The organism is Deinococcus terrestris, assembly GCF_009377345.1.
Taxonomy (GTDB): domain Bacteria; phylum Deinococcota; class Deinococci; order Deinococcales; family Deinococcaceae; genus Deinococcus; species Deinococcus terrestris.
In genome coordinates this window covers 985,095-1,007,671 of the sequence record NZ_WBSL01000001.1, presented here as the reverse complement: position 1 = coordinate 1,007,671, position 22,577 = coordinate 985,095, and the positions used below count along the sequence as shown (strand labels likewise).

Genomic DNA, 22,577 nt, shown 5'->3' with positions numbered 1-22,577 from the left:
CCCCCACCGACTCCCCCCATTGGCCGCCTCAGGTGCGCCTCCCCGCCATGACCCCCGCCCTACACTCCCGGCGTGCTTCCCACCGAACGGCACTGGACGGCCCTGCTCGCGGGTGGATTGCTGGCTGTGGGGGCGCTGACGCTGGGACCTGCCCTGCGCCCGCCCGTGACCGTTCCGACGGTGACGCGGGTGGCCCTGCCGCCGCCTGCCACCCCGCCCGAGGCCGCGCCGGAGTACCCCACGACCAGCAGCGTGACGCCGCTGATCTCGGGCCGCTTGAACCTGAACACGGCGACCACCGAGCAGCTCGAAGCCCTCCCACGCGTTGGCCCCGCCCTCGCGGCCCGGATTGTGGCGGGGCGGCCCTACCGCTCGCTGGCCGACCTGGACGGGGTGAAGGGCATAGGTCCCTCCACCCTGGAGGACCTCGCGCCCCTCGTCACGTTCTGATGCTGGGGCGGCACGCAGGTTCTCCAGTCGTTTCGGTGCCGAGTTCCACCAGCGGAACGCGGGCCACTGCCGGGCGCCTCGCCTGGCCTGTTCCCCTCGCGCTCGGCGTGATTGGCGGCATCCTGCTGGGACTGGGGCTGATCTGGGGAGGGCTGGTGATGCTGGCAGGCATGGTGCTCGCGGCATTGGATCGCCGCCCCCTCCTCGGCCTCCTCGCAGTCGTGGGCCTGGGGCTGGGGTTCGGCTCCGAGCGTCTGAACGCGGCGAAACCCGACCCCATGACCCCCTGGGTAGGCGCCCTCGTCACCCTGCGCGGCGAGTGGGACGGTCAATTCCTGCGGCTGGACGATCCCCCGGCGCGGATAGCCCTCTCGCCCAAGCCGACCCAGTCTTCCGGCGAACTGACGGTCAGTGGGCGCCTGGTCCGCCCCGACGGGCGGCGCATTCCGGGCGGCTTCGACCAGGCCGCGTGGCTGCGCGGGCAAGGCGGGCTGCTGGTGCCCACGCCGACGGCCGTGCTCGTCGCCGCCAGGGTCCGTGCTCATACCCCGGAAGGAGGGGGGCGCGGCTGGTTCCGCCGGGGCCTGACCGCCGGGCTGGGGGAACGGCAGGCCGCGCTGATGCAGGCCATCGAACTCGGGGACCGGGGCGACATTGGCCGCGAGGAGTTCGCGGAAGGGTATTCGGTGCGCGACGCCTTTGCCCGCTCGGGCCTCTCGCACCTGATGGCCCTTAGCGGGCAGAACGTGGCCCTGCTGACCGGAGTGGTCGTGTGGCTGCTGATTCGTCTGCGGGTGCGGGTGGCGTGGCGCTACGTGGTGGCCGCCGGACTGCTGGTGCCCTACCTGATGCTGGTGGGCGTCTCGCCCAGCATCCTGCGGGCCGTCCTGATGGGCTTTGCCGTGCTCGTCGCCTTTGCCCTCGGGCGCGGGAAGCCCGACCCCTACGGCACGGTCGCACTCGCGGCGGTCGCCTGCCTGCTGCCCTTCCCGCTGTGGTTGCTGGATGTGGGGTTCCAACTCTCCTTCCTCGCGGTGCTGGGGCTGACCCTCTCGGGGAAGCTGGCCGCCCGACTGCCCGAGCGCTGGCCGATGGCCCTGCGACTCGCCCTCGTTGCCACCGTGCTGGCCGAACTCGCCACCCTGCCCGTCATCGCGGGCACCTTCGGGCAACTGCCGCTCGTCGGCCTGCCCGCCAACCTCGTCGCGGGGGTGATCATGGCCGCGTTGGTGCCGCTGGGCTTTCTGGCGGGGCTGCTGGGACCGCTCGGCGTGGTCCTCAGCCCGCTGACGGGGCTGCTCGCCTGGGCGCTGCTGCTCGTGGTAGAGGTCTTCGGCAAGGCCCCGGTGCTGACCTGGGGGAGTGTGGGTGCGGGAGGTTTCGTGGCTTACGGGGTGGCCGCGCTCGCCGGAGTGTTGTGGCTGCTGGGGCGGGTGCGGGCACCCGTGGCGCTGGGGACCGCGCTGGCCTGTGCTCTCCTGACCGCCCTGCCAGGCTGGATTCGCCCCGCCCACGAACTCGTCTTTCTGGACGTGGGCCAGGGCGACAGCACCCTGATCCGGTCGCGGGGGCTGGAGGTTCTCGTGGACGGCGGCGGCTCGGTCGGCTCCGACTACGACGTGGGCACCCGCACGGTCGTCCCCGCGCTGCGGGCGCTGGGGGTGCGGGAACTGGACATCGTGGTGGCGACCCATGCAGACACGGATCACATTGAGGGGCTGTCTGGCGTCCTGCGCTCGCTTCCGGTGGGCGAACTCTGGATCGGCCAGCGCAAGACCGACGATCCGGTGCTGGCCGAACTCCTCGACGTGGCCCGTGAGGAGGGCGTCCCCGTCCGCGAGGTCCGCCGGGGCGACCGGGTGGAGGCTGGGGACGTTCGTCTGACCGTCCTCTGGCCTGAGGGCCGCTTCTGGTCCACCGAGGACAACGACAACAGCGTCGCCCTGACCGTCGAGTCGGGCGACTTCCGCGCCGCTCTGCTGGGCGACCTGGATGCCTGGGGCGAGGCGCGGGTGGGCGTGGGCGACCTCGACCTCCTCAAAGCCGCCCATCACGGCAGCCGCCACAGCACGGGGGAAGCCGTCTTGAAGGAGAGCACGCCCGCCGACGTGCTGATCAGCGTGGGCCGCAACACCTACGGGCACCCGCACCCGGATGTGCTGGAACGTCTGACCGTTGCGGGGGCGAAGGTCTGGCGGACCGATCAACTTGGGACCGTGCGCTGGCCGCTGCCGTAAAGGTCGTCACTCCAGCGTGACCGTCCGCCCCTCCCGCGCCGCCGCGAACAGTGCGTCCAGCACCCGCGCCTGCCGCACGGCGTCCTGCGGCGGGAAAAGGGGCGTTTCCTCGCCCTGCGCCGCCCGCCCAAAGTGCGCCACCATCGCCGCGTAGCCGTTGTGGGGAGCGAACGTTTCGGTACGTTCACCCGCACCGGTACGGACCCGCAGAGTCAGGGGCACTCCATTGTGGCTTTCGAAGGCACCGTCCATCTCCAGGCTTCCCAGTGTCCCCACCACCGTGAGCCGTTGTGTGGCTGCCGGACCCCAGTCGAAGGCGCAGTCGATACTCGCCAGTGCCCCCCCGAAATCCATCGTTCCGCTCAGGCCCAGGTCCACGCCCCCCGACGTCCACCGGGCCTGCGCTGTCACCGCTCGCGGCTCGCCCAGCAGCAGCCGGGCCAGGCTGACTGGGTAACAGCCCACGTCATAGAGAGCTCCCCCGCCCATCTCAGCCTCCCAGCGAAAGTCGTCCGGGTTCGTCAGCGGAAAGCCGAAGGCCCCCCGGAAGGCCCGCACCTCGCCCAGTTCCCCCGACGCCACGATCTCGCGCAGGCGGGCCACGTGAGGCTGAAAGCGGTAGGCGAAGGCTTCCAGCAGCACCCGGCCCGTCTCGTCAGCGGTGTCCGCCAACGTCTGCGCTTCTCCCTCGTTCAGCGTCAGCGGCTTTTCCGTCAGCGCGTGTTTGCCCGCCCGCAGCGCGGCCAGGGTCCAGGGGAGGTGGGCATCGTTCGGCAGCGGATTGTAAACGGCCCCCACGTCCGAGGCGATTACGTCGGCGTAAGTGCCCACCCTCCCGATGCCCCACTCCCGCGCGAAGGCCTGTACCCGTTCCGAGTCCGGCTTGCGGGCACCCAGCATCGTCACCTCGCCCCCGGCAGCGCGGATGGCCGGGATGAGGGCACGGGCAATGCGGGCCGCGCCCAGGAGGCCCCAGGTCATGATGGTCATGCGGCGAGCGTACCCGAAAGCCCAAAGGGGAGAGGCCCGCCGGGATCGCTCCCGTGGGCCTCTCGCCGAACGTCAGGGGATTACTCGCCCTGCTTCTCGGTGCCTTCCGCAGTGTCGGCGGGGGCGCTGCCCTCGTCCTTCTTGTCGCTGCCGAGGCCGAACTGCGCGAAGAGGTCGGCGTACACGTCGCCCAGCTTCGTGCTGATCTTGCCGCCCTGCTGGGCGTCCTTGGCGTTGTAGTTGTAGTCGGCGCCGCCACCGCGCCCACCACGGCCGCCGCTGCGTCCGCCGCCCTGGCCGCCACCGCTGTAACGGTCGCTGCGGCTGCCGCCGCCCTGGCTGACGAAGTCGCGCACGGGGCCACCGCCGCCCATCGCCCGGCGGCGCGAGAGGCTCGCCCGCTGCTCGACGGGGTCGATGTTCAGGATCACGGCCTCGATCTCGTCGCCCTTCTTGAAGAGGTCGGCGGGGTTGTTCACGCGCTGCGTGTCGAGTTCGCTGATGTGAATCAGGCCCTCAATGCCCTCCTCGATCTCCATGAAGACGCCGAAGTCGGTCATGCCGGTGATCTTGCCCTTGACGGGCGTGCCGGGCGGGTAACGGTCGGGCAGCGCACTCCAGGGATCGTCGGTGGTCTGACGAATCCCGAGCGAGATGCGGCGCTCCTTGGGATCGATACGCAAGATGACGGCCTCGACCTCGTCGCCTTCCTTCATGACCTCGTTGGGGTGACGCACGCGCTTGGTCCAGCTCATCTCGCTGACGTGCACCAGCCCTTCGAGGCCGCTCTCCAGCTCCACGAAGGCGCCGAAGTTGGTCAGGTTGGTGACCTTGCCCTTCACGCGCTGGCCGATGGAGTAACGGTCCACCGCGCCCTCCCAGGGGTCCTGGGTCAGGGCCTTCATGGAGAGGTTGATGCGCTCGCGGCCCTCGTCCACGTCAATGACCTGCACCTGCACCTTGTCGCCCACCTTGACCACGTCGCGGGGGTGGTTGAAGCGGCCGTAGGTCAGCTCGCTGCGGTGCACCAGCCCGTCGATGCCGCCGAGGTTCACGAAGACGCCGAAGTCGGTGATTTCCACGACCTCGCCCTCGAACTGGGCGCCGGGGACCAGCTTGCCCACGGTCTGCTCGCGGGCCTGGGCCTTCTGGGCTTCCATGATGGCGCGGTGGCTGATGATCACGCGGTTGCGCTTGCGGTTGAGCTCAATCAGCTTGACCATCAGGGGCTTGCCGACGTAAGGATCAAGGTCGTTGACCCGGCGGGTGTCGACCTGCGAGGCGGGCAGGAAGGCCCGGATGCCCTCGACCTGCGCGACGAGGCCGCCGCGCACCTTTTCGAGCACCTCGACCTCAAAGGCCTCGTCGTTCTCCTGCATCTTTTCCAGCACGCGCCAGCCCTTGTCCTGGTCGGCCCGCTTCTTGGAAAGAACGATCTGGCTGTTGGCAAGGTCCACCCGCACGACGTACGCCTCGATCTTGTCACCGGGCTTGTACATCTGCTGGGCTTCTTCCAGCGTGACGGGCTCGTCGCCGATCTGGTTGAGGGGAATGGTGCCCTCTACCTTGGCGCCGACGTCCACCGCGATACCCTCCTGGCCGATAAACACCACGGTGCCGTCGACGATGTCGCCGCGAGACACCATCTGGTGCTCGGTCGACTCGCTGGCAAGCACGTCCTCCATGGTCATGGCGGGGTACTCGCGCTCTTCGGTGCTGGCCGGGGTGCTGCTCGCCTGAGCCTGCGGGGCAGCGGTCTGCTCGCTGCCGGTCTGCCCGGTGCTGGTCTGCTCGGTGCCCGGCGTGGGCTGAGTGGTCCCGCCCTCTGCGGCGGGGGTCTGGGTCTGGTCTTCCATGAACTCCTGCTCCTCCTGCGGGTCCGCCTCCAGCTCGGGTGCGGCCCCACATATACCTGTACCTGCGCTTGGGCGCGGCAACACCTCAGTGTAACATCACCCCATAGGGGGGGCAAGCGCAGGTGCGACCCCGGCCAGGGCGCACTCCGGCCGCCGTGGCCTGCTCATCCCCGCTGCCCCGCAGTTGACGGCCCTGGGGTGGGCCGCTATACTCCCTCACGCTCAGCCTTACGGGGCCGGGCGAGCGCCAGAGCAGTCTCCGTTGGGGCATCGTCTAATGGCAGGACGTCGGTTTCTGGCACCGTTAATCAAGGTTCGAGTCCTTGTGCCCCAGCCAATATCCCCCCCGCCGCGTGCGGGGGCTTTTTTTGCCGCTGATGCTTTGGAAAATAAAGTGTGCTTGCCTGACCATGCCCAAATGTGCGTGGTGGTACGCTCGGAGGCATGACGAGTACCCCCGCCCCTCAGGACTACGACGTGGTGATTATCGGCGGCGGTCCCGCCGGGCTGACGGCGGCCATCTACACGGGCCGGGGCGGCCTGAGCACCCTGGTGCTGGAAAAGGGTCTGCCCGGCGGCCAGATCGCCCAGACCGAGGAGGTCGAGAACTACCCCGGCTTTCCCGAGCCGATCCCCGGCATGGAGCTGGCCCAACGCATGGTGCAGCAGGCCGAGAAGTTCGGCGCCCGCATCGAGATGGAGGAGGTGGAGGCCATCGAGCGTGACGAGTACGCGCACGAATACCCCTTCACGGTGCGGGGCTACGGCGGCACCTACCGCGCCAAGAGCGTCATTCTGGCGACCGGGGCCAACCCCCGGCGCCTGAACATCCCCGGCGAGGAGCACTTCTGGGGCAAGGGCGTCTCGACCTGCGCGACCTGCGACGGCTTTTTCTACCGGGGCAAGAAGGTCGTGGTGATCGGGGGCGGGGACGCGGCGGTGGAGGAGGGCCTCTTCCTGACCAAGTTTGCGGACGAGGTCACCCTGATTCACCGCCGCGACACGCTGCGGGCGAACAAGGTCGCGCAGGCCCGCGCCTTCGCCAACCCCAAGATGAAGTACATCTGGAATACGGTCGTCGAGGAGGTTCAGGGGGCGGACCACGTGACGGGCGTGCGCCTGAAGAGCCTGGAGACGGGCGAGGTCACCGAGATGCCCACCGATGGGGTGTTCATCTTTATCGGGCACGTGCCCAACACCGACTTCGTGAAGGACGTGGTGGCCCTGCGCTCCGACGGCTACGTGGAGGTCACCGACGAGATCTACACCAGCGTGCCGATGCTTTTTGCAGCGGGCGACGTGTCCGACCACGTGTACCGCCAGCTCGCCACCAGCGTGGGGGCGGGCACCCGCGCGGCCATGAGCGCGGAGCGGGCGCTGGCGGCGCTGGAGGTCAGCGCGGGAGACGCCGCTGCGGACTGACCCGGACGGCGGCCCGGTTGGGGCTGACGCACTGGGGCTGGACCGGGTTCCCCGTCTGTCGCTCCCCGCACGGGTCCAGCGCAAGGCGCGGGGGTATTTGGGTAAGGCGGGTCGGCTGGCCCGCAGCCTCAGCCCCCGCCTCGCCTCCCCGCGGGACGCCTGGGCCACGGCACACCTCACCCCGGCGGAGGCCCGCGTCTTCCTGGGAATGGACCCCCGCGACCGCGAGCACGCCTGCCGGGTCACCCGCCACCTGCTGCGCGACCACCCCGCCGCCCCTCCCGAGGTTGTGGCCGCCGCGCTGCTGCACGACTGTGGCAAGAGCATTCGCCCCTACCGGGTCGTCGAGCGGGTGCTGGTGGGCTTGGTGCCCAACCGGCTGGCCCGGCTGCTTCCTTTCGGGGCCTTGTCGGTGCGGGCGTATCACCCCGAGCTGGGCGCCGAACTCCTCGCGCGGGCGGGAGCGCGGCCCCGTGTGGCCCGCCTGGTGGCCCGGCACCACCATGCGGGCACCGACCCCGAGGCGGCCCTGCTGCACCATTACGATGACCTGGAGTAGGGAGGGACTTGACTTTTCCGCCCCCGCACCCCTACACTTACTCTTCGCGCCTGACCCCGCCCACGGGCGGTTTCCCGCACACCGAACGGCCCCATCGTCTAGCGGTCAGGACAGCGCCCTCTCAAGGCGCAGACACGGGTTCAAGTCCCGTTGGGGTCACCACCACGCCGCCGCCTCCCCACCCGGAGGCGGCGCGTTCTTGTTCATTTTTGTCTAGGCTGCCGGGGATGCTGCCCCCTGCCCCTCCTGCCCTGGCCGATCTCCTCGCTTACTTCGGGCCGCTCGCCTCGGAGCGAGCGGAGGTGGCGGGCGGGGTCGCGCTGCACACCCCAGGGGTGAATGTCCTGGGGCTGAATGCCGCCTTTTTGCCGGGCGCAGCTCCGGAGCGGCTGCGGGAGGCGGCCGCGTGGCAGCGGTCGCGGGGGTACCCGCCGCTGGTCGCCGTGCCGGGCCGGGTGGGAGGAGCGGGAGAGGAGATCGCCAGCCTGCGCTGCGGAGTCTACCGGGCCGACCCCTCGCCCTCCCCGTTGACCGCCGAGCAGGTGTCGCGCTTGCACCTGCCGCGCTGGGCCGCCGTGATCGCCGAGGCCCACGGCACGCCCGAGTGGGGGAGCGCCCTGGCCCGCCACCTGGGCCGCGTTCTGGAGGGCAGGCGCGACTACACCCTGCTGCTGGCCTATGCAGGGAGCGAGGCGGTGGGGGCGCTCCTGTGGCAGGCCGCCGGGGCCGGGGGGCGGGCGCACTTGTGGGGCACCCTGGACCCGGCGGTAGACGGTGCCCTGCTGAACGGCGCGGCGACCCTGGGAGAGTTCCTGCTCGCCAGCGTGCCGTCCACTTCCCCGATCTCGGTCGTTGAGGCGGAGGAGGTGAGCTTCTTCCTCATGAAGGGCGACGGAAATCCGTGACTTTGCCTGCCCCAGCAGTGGAAAGTTCACAGCCTGCGTGAGAAGCTTAGAGATTCTTTAAGTTAAAAACCCAGCTTTTGGTCGCCGTCACTGTCGTCAACACCGTTTGCTCAGCATGAGAGATGAGAAGTCTCAACTCATGCCCTACCTACCCTGGCCTGATGTGATGGGGCCTATGTCTGCTCTGAAGCAAGTTCTGCTGGTCGGTGGCCTCCTGACACTCGCGGCGTGCGGCTCGGCGCCCTCCGCTCCCTCGGCACAGGCGCCCGCCGCGAACCCCGCCGTGACCACGCGGCTGGAAGCGCAGGCCAGCGCCGGAACCCTGGTCGTGGGCCAGACCCGGCAGCTCACCGTGTCCGTGGGGGGCCGCCCCGCGCAGCCCGGCGAACTGACCTGGACCACGAGCAACGCGGCGGTCGCTACCGTGTCCCAGACGGGGCTGGTCACCGCCAGGGGTGCCGGAAACGCTGTGATCCGTGCTGCTCTGACCTCTTACCGCAGCGCCTACGTGGACTTCACCCTGACCGTGACGGCGGCGACCGCCCCCGCCCCCGCTCCGGCGCCTGCTCCCACGCCCACCACGCCGAGTGGTTACGCCGGGCGCGTGCTGGAGCTGACGAACGCCGCCCGTGCCCAGGCCCGCACCTGCGGCGCGACCAGCTTCGCGGCAGCGCCCGCGCTGACCTACAACGCGCAGCTCGAGCAGGCCGCGCAGGGCCACGCGACCGACATGGCGACCCGCAACTACTTCAGCCACACCAGCCAGGACGGGCGCACGATGGCCCAGCGCATCTCCGCGACCGGGTACGCGTGGCGCACGATTGGCGAGAACATCGCCGCCGGGCAGACCACCCCGGAGCAGGTCGTGGCGGGCTGGCTCGCCAGCGAGGGCCACTGCCGCAACATCATGAACCCCAGCTTCCGCGAACTCGGCGTGGGCTACGCCCAGGGCGGCAGCTATCGCCACTACTGGGTCCAGAACTTCGGCGCTCGCTGAGGCGTTGAGATCAAGAAGGGCGCGGCGGGGTTGATCAACCCCGCCGCGCCTCCTTTCCGGGTGGCTCAGAGCGGGATGTTCCCGTGCTTCTTGTAGGGCCGCACTTCCTCCTTGCCGCGCAGCATCTCGAACGTCTGGATCAATCGGCGGCGGGTGTCTTCCATCGGAATCACGTCGTCGATGTAGCCCTTGGCGGCCGCCACGTAGGGGTTATCGAAGGTCTCCTTGTACTCGGCGATCTTGGCCGCGCGGGTGGCTTCCGGGTTCTCGGACCGCTTGATCTCGCGGCGGTAGACGATGTTGGCGGCCCCCTCTGCGCCCATCACGGCGACGGCGGCGGTGGGCCAGGCGTACACCACGTCCGCGCCCATGTCGCGGCTGTTCATGGCGAGGTAGGCCCCGCCGTAGCTCTTGCGGGTGATCAGGGTGATCTTGGGGACGGTCGCCTCGGCGTAGGCGTAGAGCATCTTGGCCCCGTGCCGGATGATCCCCGCGTGTTCCTGCGCGACCCCCGGTAGGAAACCGGTCACGTCCACCAGCGTCAGGATCGGAATGTTGTAGCAGTCGCAGGTGCGGATAAAGCGGGCGGCCTTGTCCGAGGCGTCAATGTTCAGCGTCCCCGCCATCACCTTGGGGTTGTTCGCCACGATGCCGACCGAGCGGCCGTTCAGCCGCGCGAAGCCGCAGATCATGTTTTTCGCCCAATTCGGCTGGATTTCGAGAAAGCTGCCTTCGTCCACGAGTTCCCCGATCACCGCGTGCATGTCGTAGGGCTTGCGCTGGTCCGGCGTCACGATCTCCAGCAGCCGGGGAGTGGGACGGTCGGCGGGATCGGCGCAGGGCTGCGCGGGCGTCTCCTCGCGGGCGCTTTGCGGCAGGTAGGTCAGCAGGTCGCGGATGCCCGCGAGGACGGCCTCGTCGCCCTCGTAGGAGAGGTGGGCCACGCCCGACTTGCGGGTGTGCACGTCCGCACCGCCCAGCCCGTCGAAGGTGACTTCCTCACGCGTGACCGACTTGATGACCTCTGGCCCAGTGATGAACATGTAGGAGCTGCCCTGGCTCATCACGACGAAATCGGTCAGGGCGGGCGAGTACACCGCGCCCCCCGCGCACGGCCCCAGGATCGCGCTGATCTGCGGCACGCTGCCCGAGTAGATCGCGTTGCGGTAGAAGATCTCGCCGTAGCCTGACAGGGAATCCACGCCCTCCTGAATGCGGGCGCCCGCGCTGTCGTTCAGGCCGATCACCGGGCAGCCCGTCTTGGCCGCGAGGTCCATCACCTTGGTGACCTTGGCGGCGTTCATCTTGCCCAGTGAGCCGCCCAGCACCGTGAAATCCTGGCTGAACACGAACACTTGCCGCCCGTGGATGGTGCCCCGGCCCGTCACCACGCCCTCGCCAGGAGCCTCCACCCCGTCCATCAGGCGGTTGCGGCCGTGCTCGACGAAGGTGGAGAGTTCCAGGAACGAGCCGGGGTCCAGCAGCGTCTCGATGCGCTCGCGGGCGGTCAGCTTGCCGCCCTCGCGCTGCTTGGCCTGACGCTCGGGGCCGCCGCCCGCCTCGACCTTGGCGCGGCGCTGTTCCATCTCGGCGATAAGTTCCTGAAGCTCGGTTGCGGCCTGGGTCATGCGGCCATGCTACCCGTGCCCGCCCCGTTCCTGCGCCGGGAACAGCGGCTGGGTTCATGGACAAGCCCCCCGGTGTCGGGGGGCGTGGGGGCAGTGAGAGCGATCAGCGCAGGGGCATGGCAGAGAGCAGGCTGCGGGCCTGTTCGGCCACCTCGGGGTCGGCCAGCAGCACGTAATGGTCGGCCTTCATGCCGCCGACGGACGTGAAGTCGCGCCGCCCGCCGCTGAGCGCGTACCCGATCAATCCCCACACCAGCCCGGTGATACCGCCCAGCACCACACCGTAGGCGACGGCAAAGAGGAAATTGCCCGCCGTGAGGCCCAGCAGCCCAAACAGCAGGCCCACGAACAGACCGATCATCAGCCCCTGCGCGAAACCCAGGCCCGCCGCCCGGCCCCAGCTCAGGCGCCCGGTGACCTGCTCGACCATCTTCAGGCCCTCGCCCACGATGGCGGTGCGCTCGACCGGGAACTTCTGGTCGCTGAGGTAATCCACCGCCCGCTGCGCCTCCACGTAGGTCGGGTAGGTCGCCACATTGGTGCGGGTGCGCTGGTCGGGCGTCAGGTCAAGCCGGGGATCTCGCTGGGTCATGGGTCACGTCCTTGGCCCTAGCGTAGGCAGTGGGCACAGCCTTCACCTGAGCGTCAGGTTGAGAGGTCCTCACGCTCGGGGAGAGGGGAGGGACGCAGGCCCCCGTCACCGTTCACCCGGCGAAGACCTCGCGCCGGGCACAAGACTCCGGGCTTCAGCGTGGGGACGCGCTGGGAACGGCGCTGGAGACGGCCGGGCCGTGCCCCTGCGCCCGTTGCCCCAGTTCGGTGACCTCGGGCCGGAAGCCCACCTCGCGGATATAACGCAGGTACTCTCCTTCGCTCAGGGCCTCCTGCTTGCCGCTCAGCGCCACGAAAAAGGCTTCCAGCACATTGGTGGCGAAGTTGCGCTTGCCGATGCGCGGGGTGGTCGTGATCAACCGGGCCACGCCGCGTTCCTCCATCCAGGTGCGGTCGGCCTCCGTGATGGTCTGGGTGAGGACCGTCTTGCCCGCGAGGTCGCGCGGGGCGTAGCGCTTGGCGTAGTGGGTGTCCCCGGCGATCACGTCGGCCCAGGCGTAGTAACGGGTGCCCTGGCCCTGCACGCTGGAGTTCTGCTTGTCGCCGGTCGGGTAAAACCAGTCCTGCGGCAGCCGGGTCAAGGCCGGAAGCGCCAGCCGCGCCAGCCGCCGCAACGCCCCGATGGACCGCAGCGGCACGTTGACATTGAGGCCAAAGACGAGGTCGCCGTACACCACGTCCGCCCCGGCCCCGGCCAGCGCCTCCGCCATCCCGAAGCGGTCCACCGCGCTGACCATCAGCACCCGCTGCTCCCGCCACCCCACCACCGGGTCAAGCTGCGCGATGGCGTCGCGCTCCAGGGTGTTTTTCAGGCCGCTGCCGTCCAGCACGGGCGTCAGCCGCGCGTGCGAGACCAGCTTGCGGACGTTGCTGAAGGTGTAGCGCCGCCCGTCCGCGATCAGGTACAGGTCCGCCCCCCCCAGCCCAAAGGCGTCCACCCGCCCGTCGAGCGAGGCGAACAGGGCGGCGGCCTTCTTCGCGTCCCCGTCCGTCCCGAGCCGCTCGAGCACGAAAGGCTGGCCCAGCACGGTCAGTTCCTCGCGGGCATTGCGCGAGGAGTTGCCCAGCGACACGCTCACGACATGCTTGAAGCCGGGAGGTGCGGGCTGCCAGCCGCGGAGGGGGTCGGTCATGGGGGGCATTGTAGCGGCCAGCCCCCAGCGACCAGCCAAAAAAGCCCCAGCACGGGGCTGAGGCTTTCGGACTTGCTGGCGGCTGGAAGCTGGCCGCCCTTACGGGTACAGCCCCCGCAGCGCCCGCGCCTCCAGCACCCGCGTGCAGGCCACGATGTACACGGCGGTACGCAGGGTCACGCCGTGGCGCTCCTTCACGTCCCACAGGCTCAGGAAGGCTTCCGCCATGATGCGGTCGAGGCGGCCATTGATCTCCTCTTCGGTCCAGAAGAACGACGAGAAGTCCTGCACCCACTCGAAGTACGACACCGTCACGCCGCCTGCGTTGGCGAGCACATCGGGCACCACCGTGACGCCGCGCTCGGCCAGCAGGTCGTCGGCAGCGGGGATGGTGGGGCCGTTGGCGCCCTCCACGATGAGTTTGGCCTTGATGCGGTCGGCGTTTGCCAGCGTGATCTGCTTTTCCAGCGCGGCGGGCACCAGCACGTCGCAGTCCACTCCCCAGAACTCGTCACGGGTGAGTTCCTCGGTGCCGGGCAGGTCGGTGATCTTGCCTGTCTGCCGCAGGTGCGCCAGGGCCGCCGCCGGGTCGATGCCTGCTTCGCTGTAGATCGTCCCCGTCACGTCCTGAATGGCGACGATCTTCGCCCCATGCCCGTGGAAGATGCGGGCGGCGGCCTCGCCCACGTTGCCGAAGCCCTGCACGGCGACCTTCGCTCCTTCCATCGGCATCCCGAGCTTCTTCATCGCCTCGGCACCCGTCACGAAGACGCCGCGCCCGGTCGCGTCGGCGCGGCCCAGCGAGCCGCCCAGGGTCACGGGCTTGCCGGTCACCACGCCGGTCGAGGTGCGGCCCACGTTCATGGAGTAGGTGTCCATCATCCAGGCCATCTCTCTCGGCCCGGTGTTCACGTCGGGGGCGGGGATGTCCTTGTCCGGCCCGATGATCAGTCCGATCTCGGTGGTGTAGCGCCGGGTCAGGCGCTCGAGTTCCCCGGTCGAGTACTTGCGCGGGTCGATACGGATGCCGCCCTTGCCGCCGCCGTAGGGCAGGTTCACGGCGGCGTTCTTGACCGTCATCCACGCGGAAAGGGCCATCACCTCACTGAGGGTCACGTCCTGGTGGTAGCGGATACCGCCCTTGGCGGGCCCGCGCGAGGTGTTGTGCTGCACCCGGTAGCCCTCGAAGTGCGCGACCGTGCCGTCGTCGAGGTGAATGGGAATGTCCACGACGAGGATGCGCTTGGGCCGCTTGAGGGTCTCGACCCAGTAGGCGAGCTTGCCGAGGTAGGGCGTGACGCGCTCGACCTGCTCAAGGAAGATCTCGTAGGGGCCGATGTTGTTGGGGTCGAGGTAGCTGGGGATGGTGTGCTGGCCGAGGCGCTGCGTATTTTGCGGCGGTTGGGCCTGCGGGTCCTGGGTGGTGGTCATGGTGGGAAAGCCTCCGGGGAAAGGGGCAGGGTGACGGTGTCCGACTTTGCCGCACGGGGCGGCTCGCGCGTGGCCGCTGGCTGGGGGGACGCGCCTGGAACCTGGGTTACGGGTACACGCCGCGCATCACCGCCGCCTCGTGCAGGCGGTTCAGGGCCAGCGCGTAGGCGGCCGTCCGCATGTCGAGGTCGCGGGTCCGCATAAAGGCGGTCACGTCCCGCAGGGCTGCGTTCACCCGCAGGTCGATGGCGCGTTCGACCTCGGCAGGCGTCCAGAAGAAGTTGCTGGCGTCCTGCACCCACTCGAGGTAGTTCACGATCACGCCGCCGATGCTGGCGACGAGGTCGGGCAGCACGCACACGCCCTGCGCCCGCAAGACGCGCTCGGCCTCGGGCAGCACGGCGCGGTTGGTGGCCTCCACGACGTAACGGGCGCGGACCGCGTAGGCGTTGCCCGCGTTCACCGAGCCGTAGTCGTAGGCCAGCATCAGGATGTCCGCGTCGAGTTCGACGACCTCGTCGGGACTGATCTCGGTGGCGAAGCCGCGCACGCTGCCGTGCTCCTCGCGGTAGGCCGAGAGTGCCGTGAGGTCGAGGCCGCCGCTGGCGAAGGAGGCTCCGTGCTGGTCGGACACCGCGATCACGAGGGCGCCGCGCTCTGCCAGCACCTGCGCGGCCTTGCGGCCCACGTCCCCGAACCCGTAGACAGCGACCCGCGCCCCGCGCAGGCTCTCGCCCCGGTCTTCCAGCACCTGCGCGGCCACCATCGCCGCCGAGCGGCCCCGCGCGTCCTTGCTGCCGTAGGAGCCGCCCAGCGGGATGGGCTTGCCCACCACCATGCCGCCCTGGGTCGATCCGGTGTTCTCACCGTAGGCATCGAGTATCCACGCCATGGTCTGCGCGTCGGTGCCCACGTCGGGGGCGAGGATGTCCTCGGACGGACCGATCAGCTCGACGAGTTCGGAGGTGTAGCGCCGGGTCAGGCCCTCAAGTTCATGCGGGCTGAGGGTCTGCGGGTCCACGTCCACCCCGCCCTTGGCACCGCCGAGGGGCAGGTCCGCGACCGCCGCCTTGAGGGTCATGATTGCGGCGAGCACCTCGCACTCATGGGCGCTGAGGCCCGTGCGGAAACGCACGCCGCCCATGCTCGGCCCCCGCGCGGTGGAATGCACCGTGCGGTAGCCCCGGAAGACCTGAATGCGCCCGTCGTCCATCCGCACGGGCAGGTTCACGGCGACGGTGCGCCGGGGATACTTGAAATACGCGAGCGACTGGTCAGTCACCTCGCAGTGGGGCAAAGCCTCCTGGAGTTGCTCCATGAGGCCCTGCCAGTTGAGTCCTGATGCCCTCATCACGCTCCTTTGGGGTTCGTCCCGGTGTCCGCCCGAGGATACACGCGCCGCAGCGCCGCGCGTCCCGGCTCCGGCCCCGCCCCACTTGCCGGGGGCACCCCCGTTGTATCGGGGCAACCTGAGAGCGTCAACCTCGGAAAACCGCCTGCCTGGACGGCAAGAACTTGGAAATGCTTCCAGAGGAGAGGGGGGAGGGTGAATCACCCTCTGACTTGGCAACTGACAGCCACAGGCACACCGAACTTGAACCCGGTCTAGAGAGTGTCCGCGAGGATGGGACGGCCAGGGAACGAGCCTTTGCCAGCAGACACTCAGGCCCGGCGGCGGCTCTCGTGGCGGGCGAGGTCCGCCAGGGCCTCGCGGGCGGCGGAGGGGGGCAGGGCCTCCAGCGCGTTGGCGGCGAGGTCGGCGCGGCGGCGAATCTCGGCGTGCGTGCGCTCGGCCGCTCCCGTACCTTCCACGAGGTCCCGCACCCGCTCCACGTCGCCGGGGCGGGCGGCGCGGCGCTCCAGCACCTCACGCACCTCGCCCGCGTGCGGCCCCGCGAGCAGGTCCAGCACCGGCAGGGTGGCCTTGCCCTCGCGCAGGTCGCCGCCGACGGGCTTGCCCAGGGCCGCCTCGTCGCCCGTCAGGTCCAGCAGGTCGTCGCGCATCTGAAAGGCCAGGCCGTATTCCCAGCCGAAGGTCGCCAGGGCCTCGCGCTGCGCGGCGGAGGCGCCCAGCAGCCACGCGGGACCGCAGGCCGCCAGCGCGAGCAAGGCCGCCGTCTTGCCGCCGATGACTTCCAGGTAGGCCTCCAGGCTGTATTCCCCGTAGGCCGCGACCTGGAATTGCAGCACCTCGCCCTCGCAGATGCGCGAGGCCGCGTCCCCGAAGGCGCGGGTCAGGTCGGCGCCTCCGGGCAATCCGGCCAGCAGCGTGAGCAGCCGCGAGAGCATGAAGTCGCCGCTCATCACGCTGACCACGTTGCCGAAGCGCCGGAAGGCGGCGGGCTGGCCCCGGCGGGTGTCGGCGTCGTCGATCAGGTCGTCGTGCAGCAGCGAGGCCGAGTGCAGAAGCTCCACGCAGACGGCGAGGTCCGTGACGTGCCCCCACTCCGGCGCCTCCGGCCGGGCGCCGAGGGCCTGCGCCGCGAGCAGCGTCACGGCGGGGCGGGCCCGCTTGCCCCCGGCGGCCACGAGGTCGTCTCCGATCAGCTCGATAAAGGCCACGCGCGAGCGCAGCACCTCGCGCAGCCGCGCCTCGAAAGCGGTACCGGGGAGGGTCAGGGCGGCCACGCCAGTCATGCGGGCAGTATAGGAAAGGACCCCTGGGCGGAACGTACCGCCGGGCGCAAGGTCTGGCCCCCCCCCACCCGGCGGGGGACAGCCCGGCCCGCCTGTCCCTCGCCGCGGGGCGCTGGGGCGTGGTAAAACCGGAGGAATGGAAAGCGTCGTTGCCCTCTTTCGTGATCCCCGGCAAGCCCAGGGCGCCCTGACCGCTCTTCAGGCCCGTGGCTTCGACCGTGACCGCCTCGCCTTTGCTCTGGCCGACGCGGTGGCCGAAAACGACCTCGCGCAGGCCACCGGCATCAGCCCCGAGGAGGGCGCGCCGGGTGGGTCGGCCAACGTGATTCGCGGCATTCTCCGGGGGGTGCTGGCGGCCCTGGCCCTCACCGTACCCATCTGGCTGCTGCTGCTGTGGATTCCCGAAACCCGCGTCTATCAGGAAGGCGGCCTGCTGACCATCCTGTTCGGCGTGATCGGCGGAGCGGGCCTGGGCGGCATCTTCGGGGCACTGACGGGCAGTGACCACGGTGACTACGTCAAGCTGCTGCGCCGCATGGGCGTGCCCCCCGCCGAGGCCGAGCGCTTTCAGCAGGCGATGGGCGACGGCCACGTCCTCGTGATCGCCCGCGACCCCGACGGCCGCCGCGCCGACGAGGCCCTTAGCCTGATGCGCCGACACGGTGCCCTGCGCCTCGAAGACGCGGTGGGCGGTGGCCGCCTCCAGAGCGAGCGCGAGGGGCAAGACGGGCGCTAGAGCCGGGAGGCGAGACAGGAGCGGCGGGGGAGACCTCGCCGCTCCTTCGTTGTCTGGCAGCGTCCGAACAGCGTCAAGGACGTGCTTGCGCTCCCGGCCACACCAGCGCCCGGTCGGTCACCGTGGGCCACTCGGCGGGGAGGTTGACCTCCCAGCCCTCCCCCACGATCTGGCGCACCGGAACCACCCCCACCCCGCTGCCGCACACCCACGCGCGGGTGACGCTGGGCAGCTCGGCCACGGTGACGGGCCGGGTCTCGAACGTCTGCCCTGCCAGGAAAGCCGCCCGCGTCACTCCCGGCAACCCGCCCGAGGGCACGACCAGCCCCCCGTCCAACTCCAGCAGCGGCGAGGTGCGGCTCCCGTCGACGATATGCCCAGTCCCGTCCGTCAACCAGCCCTCAAAAGCCCCGGCTGCCCCCCGCCCCGCGAGGAGATAGGGCAGGTAGTTCCCGGTCTTGTGAGCGGCGAGTTGCAAATGGACCTGCACGTCGGTGAGCCGCACGGCGACGCCCCCCTCCGATCTCGGCCCCGGTGCGAGCGGTCGCCAAGACCAGAATGTCCCGTCCGGGGTCACGGTGACGCGCAGCAGGCCCCAGCCCGCCGTTTCCAGCCGGGGCAGCTTCTCTTCCGGGTCGGGGAGGCCCAGCCACGCGCATGTCCCGCGCAGCCGGGCGAGGTGCTGGGGCCAGAGCAGCGCCGCCCCGTTCCACGTCCGCACGGTGGTAAAGGCCGACTCGCCCAGCAGCCAGGCGGGCGCGTTGACCTCGGGCGGCAGGGGCCTCACCCCCGCGCCTCCCGGCTGAGCCGCAGCCAGTTGCCCAGCAGCACCCGCCCGGCCGGACTCAGCACACTTTCGGGGTGGAACTGCACCCCCCAGGCGGGGCGGCCCGGCACCTCCAGCGCCATCACCTCGCCGTCCTCGCTGCGGGCGGTCACCAGCTCGCCCGGCAGGCCGCGCACCACCAGCGAGTGATAGCGGCCGAAGGGAGCACCGTCCGCGATCCCGGCGAAGAGGCCCGCCCCCGTGTGCCGCACCGCCGCCGGACGACCGTGGACCGGGGCCGCCCGCTCCACCCGGCCCCCCAGCACCTCGCCCAGCGCCTGATGCCCCAGGCAGACGCCCAGCAGCGGCACGCCTCCCTCCAGGCAGCGGCGGGTCAGCTCCAGCGTGGGGCCGCTCGTGGCAGGAGTGCCCGGCCCCGGCCCCACCAGCACGGCGTCGGGGCGGGAGGCCAGCAGCGCGTCGGCGCTCTCGTCCTGGGTCCGCAGGTCCACCTCGGCCCCCAGCGCGAGGAGGTCGTGGACGAGGTTGAGGGTGAAGGAATCCCGGTTGTCGAGCACCAGCACCCGCAGCCCCGTGCGCGTCCCGGCGGGCGGCGGTGCCCAGGGGCGCCCCGGCACGGGCGGCGCGGGCGGCTGCGGCGGGCGCCCCGGCTGCCCCGCGAGGACCGCGAGGAGGGCCTGCGCCTTGTGGACCGTCTCCTGCGCCTCCCGCCGGGGGTCGGCGTCGATGACGGTGCCGCCGCCCGCGCGGACGGTGACGGTCCAGGTGGGAGCGTCCAGCGGCCAGTCGCCAGCTTCCAGCTTGTCCGGCTGGGAGCTGGCCGATGGAAGCTGGCGACTGAACCCCGCCGTCCGAATCAGGATGTTCACGTCCACCCGCGCCCCGCTGACGATCCCCACCCCGCCCGTGTACCACCCGCGTGGGCCGGGTTCGAGGTCATGGATCGCGGTCATCACGCGGGGTTTGGGAGCCCCCGTGATCGTGCCGCCGGGAAAGGTGGCGGCGAGCAGTTCGCGGACGGTCAGGTCTTCCCGCGCCCGCGCCCGCACCTCCGAGACGAGGTGCATGACGTGGCTGTAGCGCTCCACCAACCCGAAGTCGGGCACCGTCACCGTGCCGGGCGCGGCCACCCGCCCCAGGTCGTGCCGCACGAGGTCCACCAGCATGGTGTGTTCGGCGGTCTCCTTGGGGTCCGAGCGGAGTTCGCGCTCCAGCGCCGCGTCCTCCCCCGGCGTGTCGCCCCGGCGCCGGGTGCCCGCGATGGGCCGGGCCGACACTTCCCCCTCCGTCCACAGCACCAGCCGCTCGGGGGAGCACGACACGATGACCTCGTTCCCCAGGTCCACAAAGGCCATGAACGGGCTGGGGTTGACCTCCCGCAGCCGCAGGTAGGCGGCGAGGGGATCGCCCTCGGCAGTTGCCCGCACCCCCCGCGAGAGGTTGACCTGATAGACCTCCCCGGCCCGGATCAGCTCCTGCACGGCGCGGACGCCCGCCGGGTAGTCCACGTCGTCGGCCCCGAAGGTGCCCACGCGGAGGGTCGGTTGGGGCGCGGGTTGTCCCGCGAGCACCGCCGCCCAGTCCACATGTCCGGCTTCGCCCACGGCTTCCAGCGTGCCCGCCGCGCGGTCCCACACCAGCCCACTGGGATAGAGGCCCCACCACCCTGCCCGCCTGTCCGGGGCGTGGGTGTCCAGCCCAAAGGCGCCTGCCGCCTCGTACTTCAGGCCTCCCAGCCACGCAGGGAAGAGGGCGCTCCCGGCGGGGCGCTCGGGCACGTCCTCCTGCACCCGCACGGGCCAGGCACTCAGGAAGGAATACCGTCCGTACTCCACGACTGGCCCCAGCGATTCCAGCAGCGCGACCCCCGGCGCCCCCGCCGCCCGCAGCCGCAGCAGCATGTCGGCGGGCGAGAGGGAGGCGAGGGAGGCGGGCAGGGGGGGCGGAGCCGTCACGGGCCGGATTGTAGGGGAGCGAGGGCGGGGGTCAGTTCTACGTGACCGCTTTGGATGTGCGGCGTCCTGGCAGGCCCTACCCGGTTAGGCTGAGGGCACGTCCCGTTCCCCGGAGGTTCACGATGACGGTTTCTGCTCGTCTGCGACTGGTTTCTGCGGTCACGCTCGTCCTGTTGCTAGCCGCCTGCACCATCCCCCATGTCCCTTTCCAGACCTCGGACAAGGTGGCACAGGCCGAACGCTCGTGGCACAAAGGAGGCGCCCAGCATGTCGTCGCGGGCCGATATGCCGCCACCTTGACCTTCACCGGGGCGTCGTCGGTTCGGGCGGAGTACGCGGGCGGCACAATGACCCTCGCGGACCGGTCTCTCCCACCCGGCTGTCATCATCTGCCGGTCCAGGCAGGCGACCGCTTGCGGCTAGACGTGACGGAACTGCGGCTGTCCATTCCGGGTGAGCCGTGTGGAGAGTGAGGCGCATGAGGTCACTGGGGTCACCCTCTGGCGTTCCACCCCTCCCCTTGCCCCCTCTCAATGTCGTTAAATCCCTACACCTCGTCCGGGTTTACGGGTACACTTGTCCCATGTGGGTCTCGACCAAAGCCCAGTACGGCCTGCGTGCCCTGATCGAGATCGGGCGCCGGGAAGGCGGCGTGGCCGTGCCGCTCAAGGACGTGGCCGAACGCCAGGGCATCAGCCAGCATTACCTGGAGCAGATCGCCAGCAACCTGCGCCGCTCGGGGTTCATCAAGAGCGTGCGCGGTGCCCACGGCGGCTACCGTCTCGCCCGCCCCGCCCCCGAGATCAGCGCCTACGACGTCGTCACCGCGATGGAGGGCAGCATTGCGCCCGTCTCCTGCGTCGAGGAGGACCATGTCTGCGACAAGGGGCACGTCTGCGGCACGGTGGACCTGTGGCAGCGGGTGGACACCGCCCTGCGTGACGTGCTGGGAGCCACCACCCTGGCCGACCTGATCGCCGACAGCGAGCGGCAGGAACACGCCCGCCTGGTGCAGCTGGAGCCGACTTATCCGGGAGCCAGGAGCTAGCCTTCCCCTTCCAGCCACGCGGCGCCTTCCCCCCGAAGGCGCCCTTTTTCTGGCTCGCCCCGTATCCTGAGGCCCGATGTACCGCCGCCTGCTCAAGCCTGCCCTCTTCCACCTCGACGCCGAGGACGCCCACCACCTCACCCTGCGGGCGTTGGGCATGGCCTCGCGGGTGCCGGGGTGGACCGCTCCCGTCCGGGCACTCACGGCCCCGGCCGACCCCCGGCTGACGCAAACGCTGTGGGGCCACGCTTACCCCTCCCCGCTGGGGCTGGCGGCGGGGCTGGACAAGAACGGGGAGGCGGTCCCGGCCTTCTGTGCCCTGGGCTTTGGCTTCGTGGAGGTCGGCACGGTCACGCCGCTCGCACAGCCCGGCAACGAGCGGCCCCGCCTCTTCCGGTTGCCGCCCGACCGGGCGCTGATCAACCGCATGGGCTTCAACAACGCGGGGGCAGACGCGCTGCACGCCCGTCTCGCCGCATTGGGGACTCGCCCGGTCCCCGTGTGGGTCAACATCGGCAGGAACAAGGCGACGCCCAATGAAGAGGCGACAAGTGACTACCTCCGCCTCGTGCGGGCGCTGGGGGACGTGGCCGACGCCTTTGTGGTCAACGTGAGCAGCCCCAACACGCCGGGCTTACGGGCATTGCAGGCGGCGGGTGACCTCGCGGCCCTCGTGCGGGCGGTGGTGGACGAGGTGGAGGAGGGGCGCGTCCGCACCCTGAACCGTCCCCCCGTCCTCGTGAAGCTGGCCCCCGACCTGCACCCCGCCGACTTTGAGGCGAGCGTGGGCGCGGTGCTGGACGCTGGAGCCCACGGCCTGATCGTGAGCAACACGACCCTCTCGCGGGGCGGCCTGACCCACCCCAGCCGCGAGCAGGCGGGGGGCCTCAGCGGGCGGCCCCTGACCGAGCGGAGCACGGCGCTGGTGCGGGGGGCGTACCGCCTGACCCGTGGCCGGGTGCCGGTCGTGGGGGTCGGCGGCGTGTTCACCGCCGAGGACGCCTACGCCAAGATTCGTGCGGGAGCCAGTCTGGTGGAGGTCTACACGGCCCTGATCTACGAGGGGCCGGGTCTGCCCGCCCGCTTGGGCCGGGGCCTCTCGCGCCTGCTGGAGCGCGACGGCTTCGCGTCGGTGACAGAGGCGGTCGGCGTGGACGCCCGTTGAGGTCGCCTTAGTCAAAGGGTCACAGTGTA

The 22,577-nt window shown here is 70.5% G+C and carries 20 protein-coding genes and 2 tRNA genes; 12 read left to right on the top strand and 10 right to left on the bottom strand.

The window, feature by feature from the left end; all coding sequences use genetic code 11:
* Positions 1–72: 72 nt before the first annotated feature.
* Together F8S09_RS04945 and F8S09_RS04940 are read left to right on the top strand one after the other, a co-directional pair.
* Positions 73–450, top strand: a complete 378-nt coding sequence (locus F8S09_RS04945) for a ComEA family DNA-binding protein (RefSeq protein WP_322618536.1) — start codon at positions 73–75, stop codon at positions 448–450.
* On the top strand, positions 450–2,687 hold the full coding sequence (locus F8S09_RS04940; protein WP_152869399.1) for a DNA internalization-related competence protein ComEC/Rec2: 2,238 nt from the start codon (positions 450–452) through the stop codon (positions 2,685–2,687). The genes F8S09_RS04945 and F8S09_RS04940 overlap by 1 nt, the downstream gene beginning before the upstream one ends.
* Positions 2,688–2,693: 6 nt before the next feature.
* Here the strand turns inward: F8S09_RS04940 and F8S09_RS04935 are convergent, their stop codons facing one another.
* On the bottom strand, positions 2,694–3,677 hold the full coding sequence (locus F8S09_RS04935) for a Gfo/Idh/MocA family protein (protein ID WP_152869397.1): 984 nt from the start codon (positions 3,675–3,677) through the stop codon (positions 2,694–2,696).
* A gap of 80 nt (positions 3,678–3,757) precedes the next feature.
* Positions 3,758–5,533: a 30S ribosomal protein S1 gene (locus F8S09_RS04930; RefSeq protein ID WP_152870150.1), complete on the bottom strand. Its 1,776-nt coding sequence runs from the start codon at positions 5,531–5,533 to the stop codon at positions 3,758–3,760.
* A gap of 263 nt (positions 5,534–5,796) precedes the next feature.
* Between F8S09_RS04930 and F8S09_RS04925 the strand changes: the two genes are divergently transcribed.
* The 6 genes from F8S09_RS04925 (at position 5,797) to F8S09_RS04900 (ending at position 9,416) form a co-directional block, all read left to right on the top strand.
* Positions 5,797–5,870, top strand: a tRNA-Gln gene (locus F8S09_RS04925).
* Positions 5,871–5,977: 107 nt separating this feature from the next.
* The gene (gene trxB, locus F8S09_RS04920) at positions 5,978–6,955 is read left to right on the top strand and encodes a thioredoxin-disulfide reductase (protein WP_152869395.1); all 978 of its coding nucleotides are present in this window, start codon (positions 5,978–5,980) and stop codon (positions 6,953–6,955) included.
* Between the two features lie 97 nt (positions 6,956–7,052).
* On the top strand, positions 7,053–7,514 hold the full coding sequence (locus F8S09_RS04915) for an HD domain-containing protein (RefSeq protein WP_227978447.1): 462 nt from the start codon (positions 7,053–7,055) through the stop codon (positions 7,512–7,514).
* Positions 7,515–7,601: 87 nt separating this feature from the next.
* Positions 7,602–7,676: transfer RNA gene (locus F8S09_RS04910), tRNA-Glu, on the top strand.
* Positions 7,677–7,741: 65 nt separating this feature from the next.
* Positions 7,742–8,419 (top strand): hypothetical protein, encoded by a 678-nt coding sequence (locus F8S09_RS04905; RefSeq protein WP_152869391.1) that lies wholly within the window; start codon positions 7,742–7,744, stop codon positions 8,417–8,419.
* Between the two features lie 175 nt (positions 8,420–8,594).
* On the top strand, positions 8,595–9,416 hold the full coding sequence (locus tag F8S09_RS04900) for a CAP domain-containing protein (RefSeq protein ID WP_194165214.1): 822 nt from the start codon (positions 8,595–8,597) through the stop codon (positions 9,414–9,416).
* 65 nt (positions 9,417–9,481) lie between these two features.
* Here F8S09_RS04900 and F8S09_RS04895 read toward each other — a convergent pair whose 3' ends face one another.
* The 6 genes from F8S09_RS04895 to F8S09_RS04870 all read right to left on the bottom strand — a co-directional run bounded on the left by F8S09_RS04895 (position 9,482) and on the right by F8S09_RS04870 (position 16,857).
* Positions 9,482–11,044: an acyl-CoA carboxylase subunit beta gene (locus F8S09_RS04895; protein ID WP_152869387.1), complete on the bottom strand. Its 1,563-nt coding sequence runs from the start codon at positions 11,042–11,044 to the stop codon at positions 9,482–9,484.
* Between the two features lie 103 nt (positions 11,045–11,147).
* Entirely contained in the window at positions 11,148–11,636 is a 489-nt protein-coding gene (locus F8S09_RS04890; RefSeq protein ID WP_152869385.1) for a general stress protein, read from the bottom strand.
* Positions 11,637–11,790: 154 nt separating this feature from the next.
* Positions 11,791–12,789 (bottom strand): quinate 5-dehydrogenase, encoded by a 999-nt coding sequence (locus F8S09_RS04885; protein ID WP_152869383.1) that lies wholly within the window; start codon positions 12,787–12,789, stop codon positions 11,791–11,793.
* Positions 12,790–12,888: 99 nt separating this feature from the next.
* On the bottom strand, positions 12,889–14,220 hold the full coding sequence (locus F8S09_RS04880) for a Glu/Leu/Phe/Val family dehydrogenase (protein WP_152869381.1): 1,332 nt from the start codon (positions 14,218–14,220) through the stop codon (positions 12,889–12,891).
* Positions 14,221–14,326: 106 nt separating this feature from the next.
* The gene (locus F8S09_RS04875; protein WP_152869379.1) at positions 14,327–15,571 is read right to left on the bottom strand and encodes a Glu/Leu/Phe/Val family dehydrogenase; all 1,245 of its coding nucleotides are present in this window, start codon (positions 15,569–15,571) and stop codon (positions 14,327–14,329) included.
* A 311-nt stretch (positions 15,572–15,882) separates the two neighbouring features.
* Positions 15,883–16,857: a polyprenyl synthetase family protein gene (locus tag F8S09_RS04870; protein ID WP_152869377.1), complete on the bottom strand. Its 975-nt coding sequence runs from the start codon at positions 16,855–16,857 to the stop codon at positions 15,883–15,885.
* 136 nt (positions 16,858–16,993) lie between these two features.
* On the opposite strand from F8S09_RS04870, the gene F8S09_RS04865 reads away from it, so the two are divergent.
* Complete coding sequence (locus F8S09_RS04865; protein WP_152869375.1) at positions 16,994–17,593, top strand: hypothetical protein; 600 nt, start codon at positions 16,994–16,996, stop codon at positions 17,591–17,593.
* Between the two features lie 73 nt (positions 17,594–17,666).
* Here the strand turns inward: F8S09_RS04865 and F8S09_RS04860 are convergent, their stop codons facing one another.
* Complete coding sequence (locus F8S09_RS04860) at positions 17,667–18,380, bottom strand: aminotransferase class IV (RefSeq protein WP_322618535.1); 714 nt, start codon at positions 18,378–18,380, stop codon at positions 17,667–17,669.
* Complete coding sequence (locus F8S09_RS04855; RefSeq protein WP_152870146.1) at positions 18,377–20,281, bottom strand: chorismate-binding protein; 1,905 nt, start codon at positions 20,279–20,281, stop codon at positions 18,377–18,379. The genes F8S09_RS04860 and F8S09_RS04855 overlap by 4 nt, the downstream gene beginning before the upstream one ends.
* A 176-nt stretch (positions 20,282–20,457) precedes the next feature.
* On the opposite strand from F8S09_RS04855, the gene F8S09_RS04850 reads away from it, so the two are divergent.
* From F8S09_RS04850 to F8S09_RS04840, 3 genes are all read left to right on the top strand, one after another.
* Positions 20,458–20,808 carry a hypothetical protein gene (locus F8S09_RS04850; RefSeq protein WP_152869373.1) on the top strand — a complete coding sequence of 117 codons (351 nt, stop codon included), beginning with the start codon at positions 20,458–20,460 and terminating at the stop codon, positions 20,806–20,808.
* A 110-nt stretch (positions 20,809–20,918) separates the two neighbouring features.
* Positions 20,919–21,383 (top strand): RrF2 family transcriptional regulator, encoded by a 465-nt coding sequence (locus F8S09_RS04845; protein WP_152869371.1) that lies wholly within the window; start codon positions 20,919–20,921, stop codon positions 21,381–21,383.
* A 76-nt stretch (positions 21,384–21,459) separates the two neighbouring features.
* Entirely contained in the window at positions 21,460–22,548 is a 1,089-nt protein-coding gene (locus F8S09_RS04840) for a quinone-dependent dihydroorotate dehydrogenase (protein ID WP_152869369.1), read from the top strand.
* Positions 22,549–22,577 lie beyond the last annotated feature (29 nt).

Bases quoted from the DNA above. Each gene is read 5' to 3' on its own strand.
- F8S09_RS04905 (WP_152869391.1), top strand. From the start codon at position 7,742: ATGCTGCCCCCTGCCCCTCCTGCCCTGGCCGATCTCCTCGCTTACTTC.
- F8S09_RS04845 (WP_152869371.1), top strand. From the start codon at position 20,919: ATGTGGGTCTCGACCAAAGCCCAGTACGGCCTGCGTGCCCTGATCGAG.
- F8S09_RS04870 (WP_152869377.1), bottom strand. From the start codon at position 16,857: ATGACTGGCGTGGCCGCCCTGACCCTCCCCGGTACCGCTTTCGAGGCG.
- F8S09_RS04895 (WP_152869387.1), bottom strand. From the start codon at position 11,044: ATGACCCAGGCCGCAACCGAGCTTCAGGAACTTATCGCCGAGATGGAA.
- F8S09_RS04885 (WP_152869383.1), bottom strand. From the start codon at position 12,789: ATGACCGACCCCCTCCGCGGCTGGCAGCCCGCACCTCCCGGCTTCAAG.
- F8S09_RS04850 (WP_152869373.1), top strand. From the start codon at position 20,458: ATGACGGTTTCTGCTCGTCTGCGACTGGTTTCTGCGGTCACGCTCGTC.
- F8S09_RS04880 (WP_152869381.1), bottom strand. From the start codon at position 14,220: ATGACCACCACCCAGGACCCGCAGGCCCAACCGCCGCAAAATACGCAG.
- F8S09_RS04840 (WP_152869369.1), top strand. From the start codon at position 21,460: ATGTACCGCCGCCTGCTCAAGCCTGCCCTCTTCCACCTCGACGCCGAG.
- F8S09_RS04865 (WP_152869375.1), top strand. From the start codon at position 16,994: ATGGAAAGCGTCGTTGCCCTCTTTCGTGATCCCCGGCAAGCCCAGGGC.
- F8S09_RS04930 (WP_152870150.1), bottom strand. From the start codon at position 5,533: ATGGAAGACCAGACCCAGACCCCCGCCGCAGAGGGCGGGACCACTCAG.
- F8S09_RS04900 (WP_194165214.1), top strand. From the start codon at position 8,595: ATGTCTGCTCTGAAGCAAGTTCTGCTGGTCGGTGGCCTCCTGACACTC.
- F8S09_RS04855 (WP_152870146.1), bottom strand. From the start codon at position 20,281: ATGCTGCTGCGGCTGCGGGCGGCGGGGGCGCCGGGGGTCGCGCTGCTG.
- F8S09_RS04875 (WP_152869379.1), bottom strand. From the start codon at position 15,571: ATGAGGGCATCAGGACTCAACTGGCAGGGCCTCATGGAGCAACTCCAG.
- F8S09_RS04890 (WP_152869385.1), bottom strand. From the start codon at position 11,636: ATGACCCAGCGAGATCCCCGGCTTGACCTGACGCCCGACCAGCGCACC.
- trxB (WP_152869395.1), top strand. From the start codon at position 5,978: ATGACGAGTACCCCCGCCCCTCAGGACTACGACGTGGTGATTATCGGC.
- F8S09_RS04940 (WP_152869399.1), top strand. From the start codon at position 450: ATGCTGGGGCGGCACGCAGGTTCTCCAGTCGTTTCGGTGCCGAGTTCC.
- F8S09_RS04935 (WP_152869397.1), bottom strand. From the start codon at position 3,677: ATGACCATCATGACCTGGGGCCTCCTGGGCGCGGCCCGCATTGCCCGT.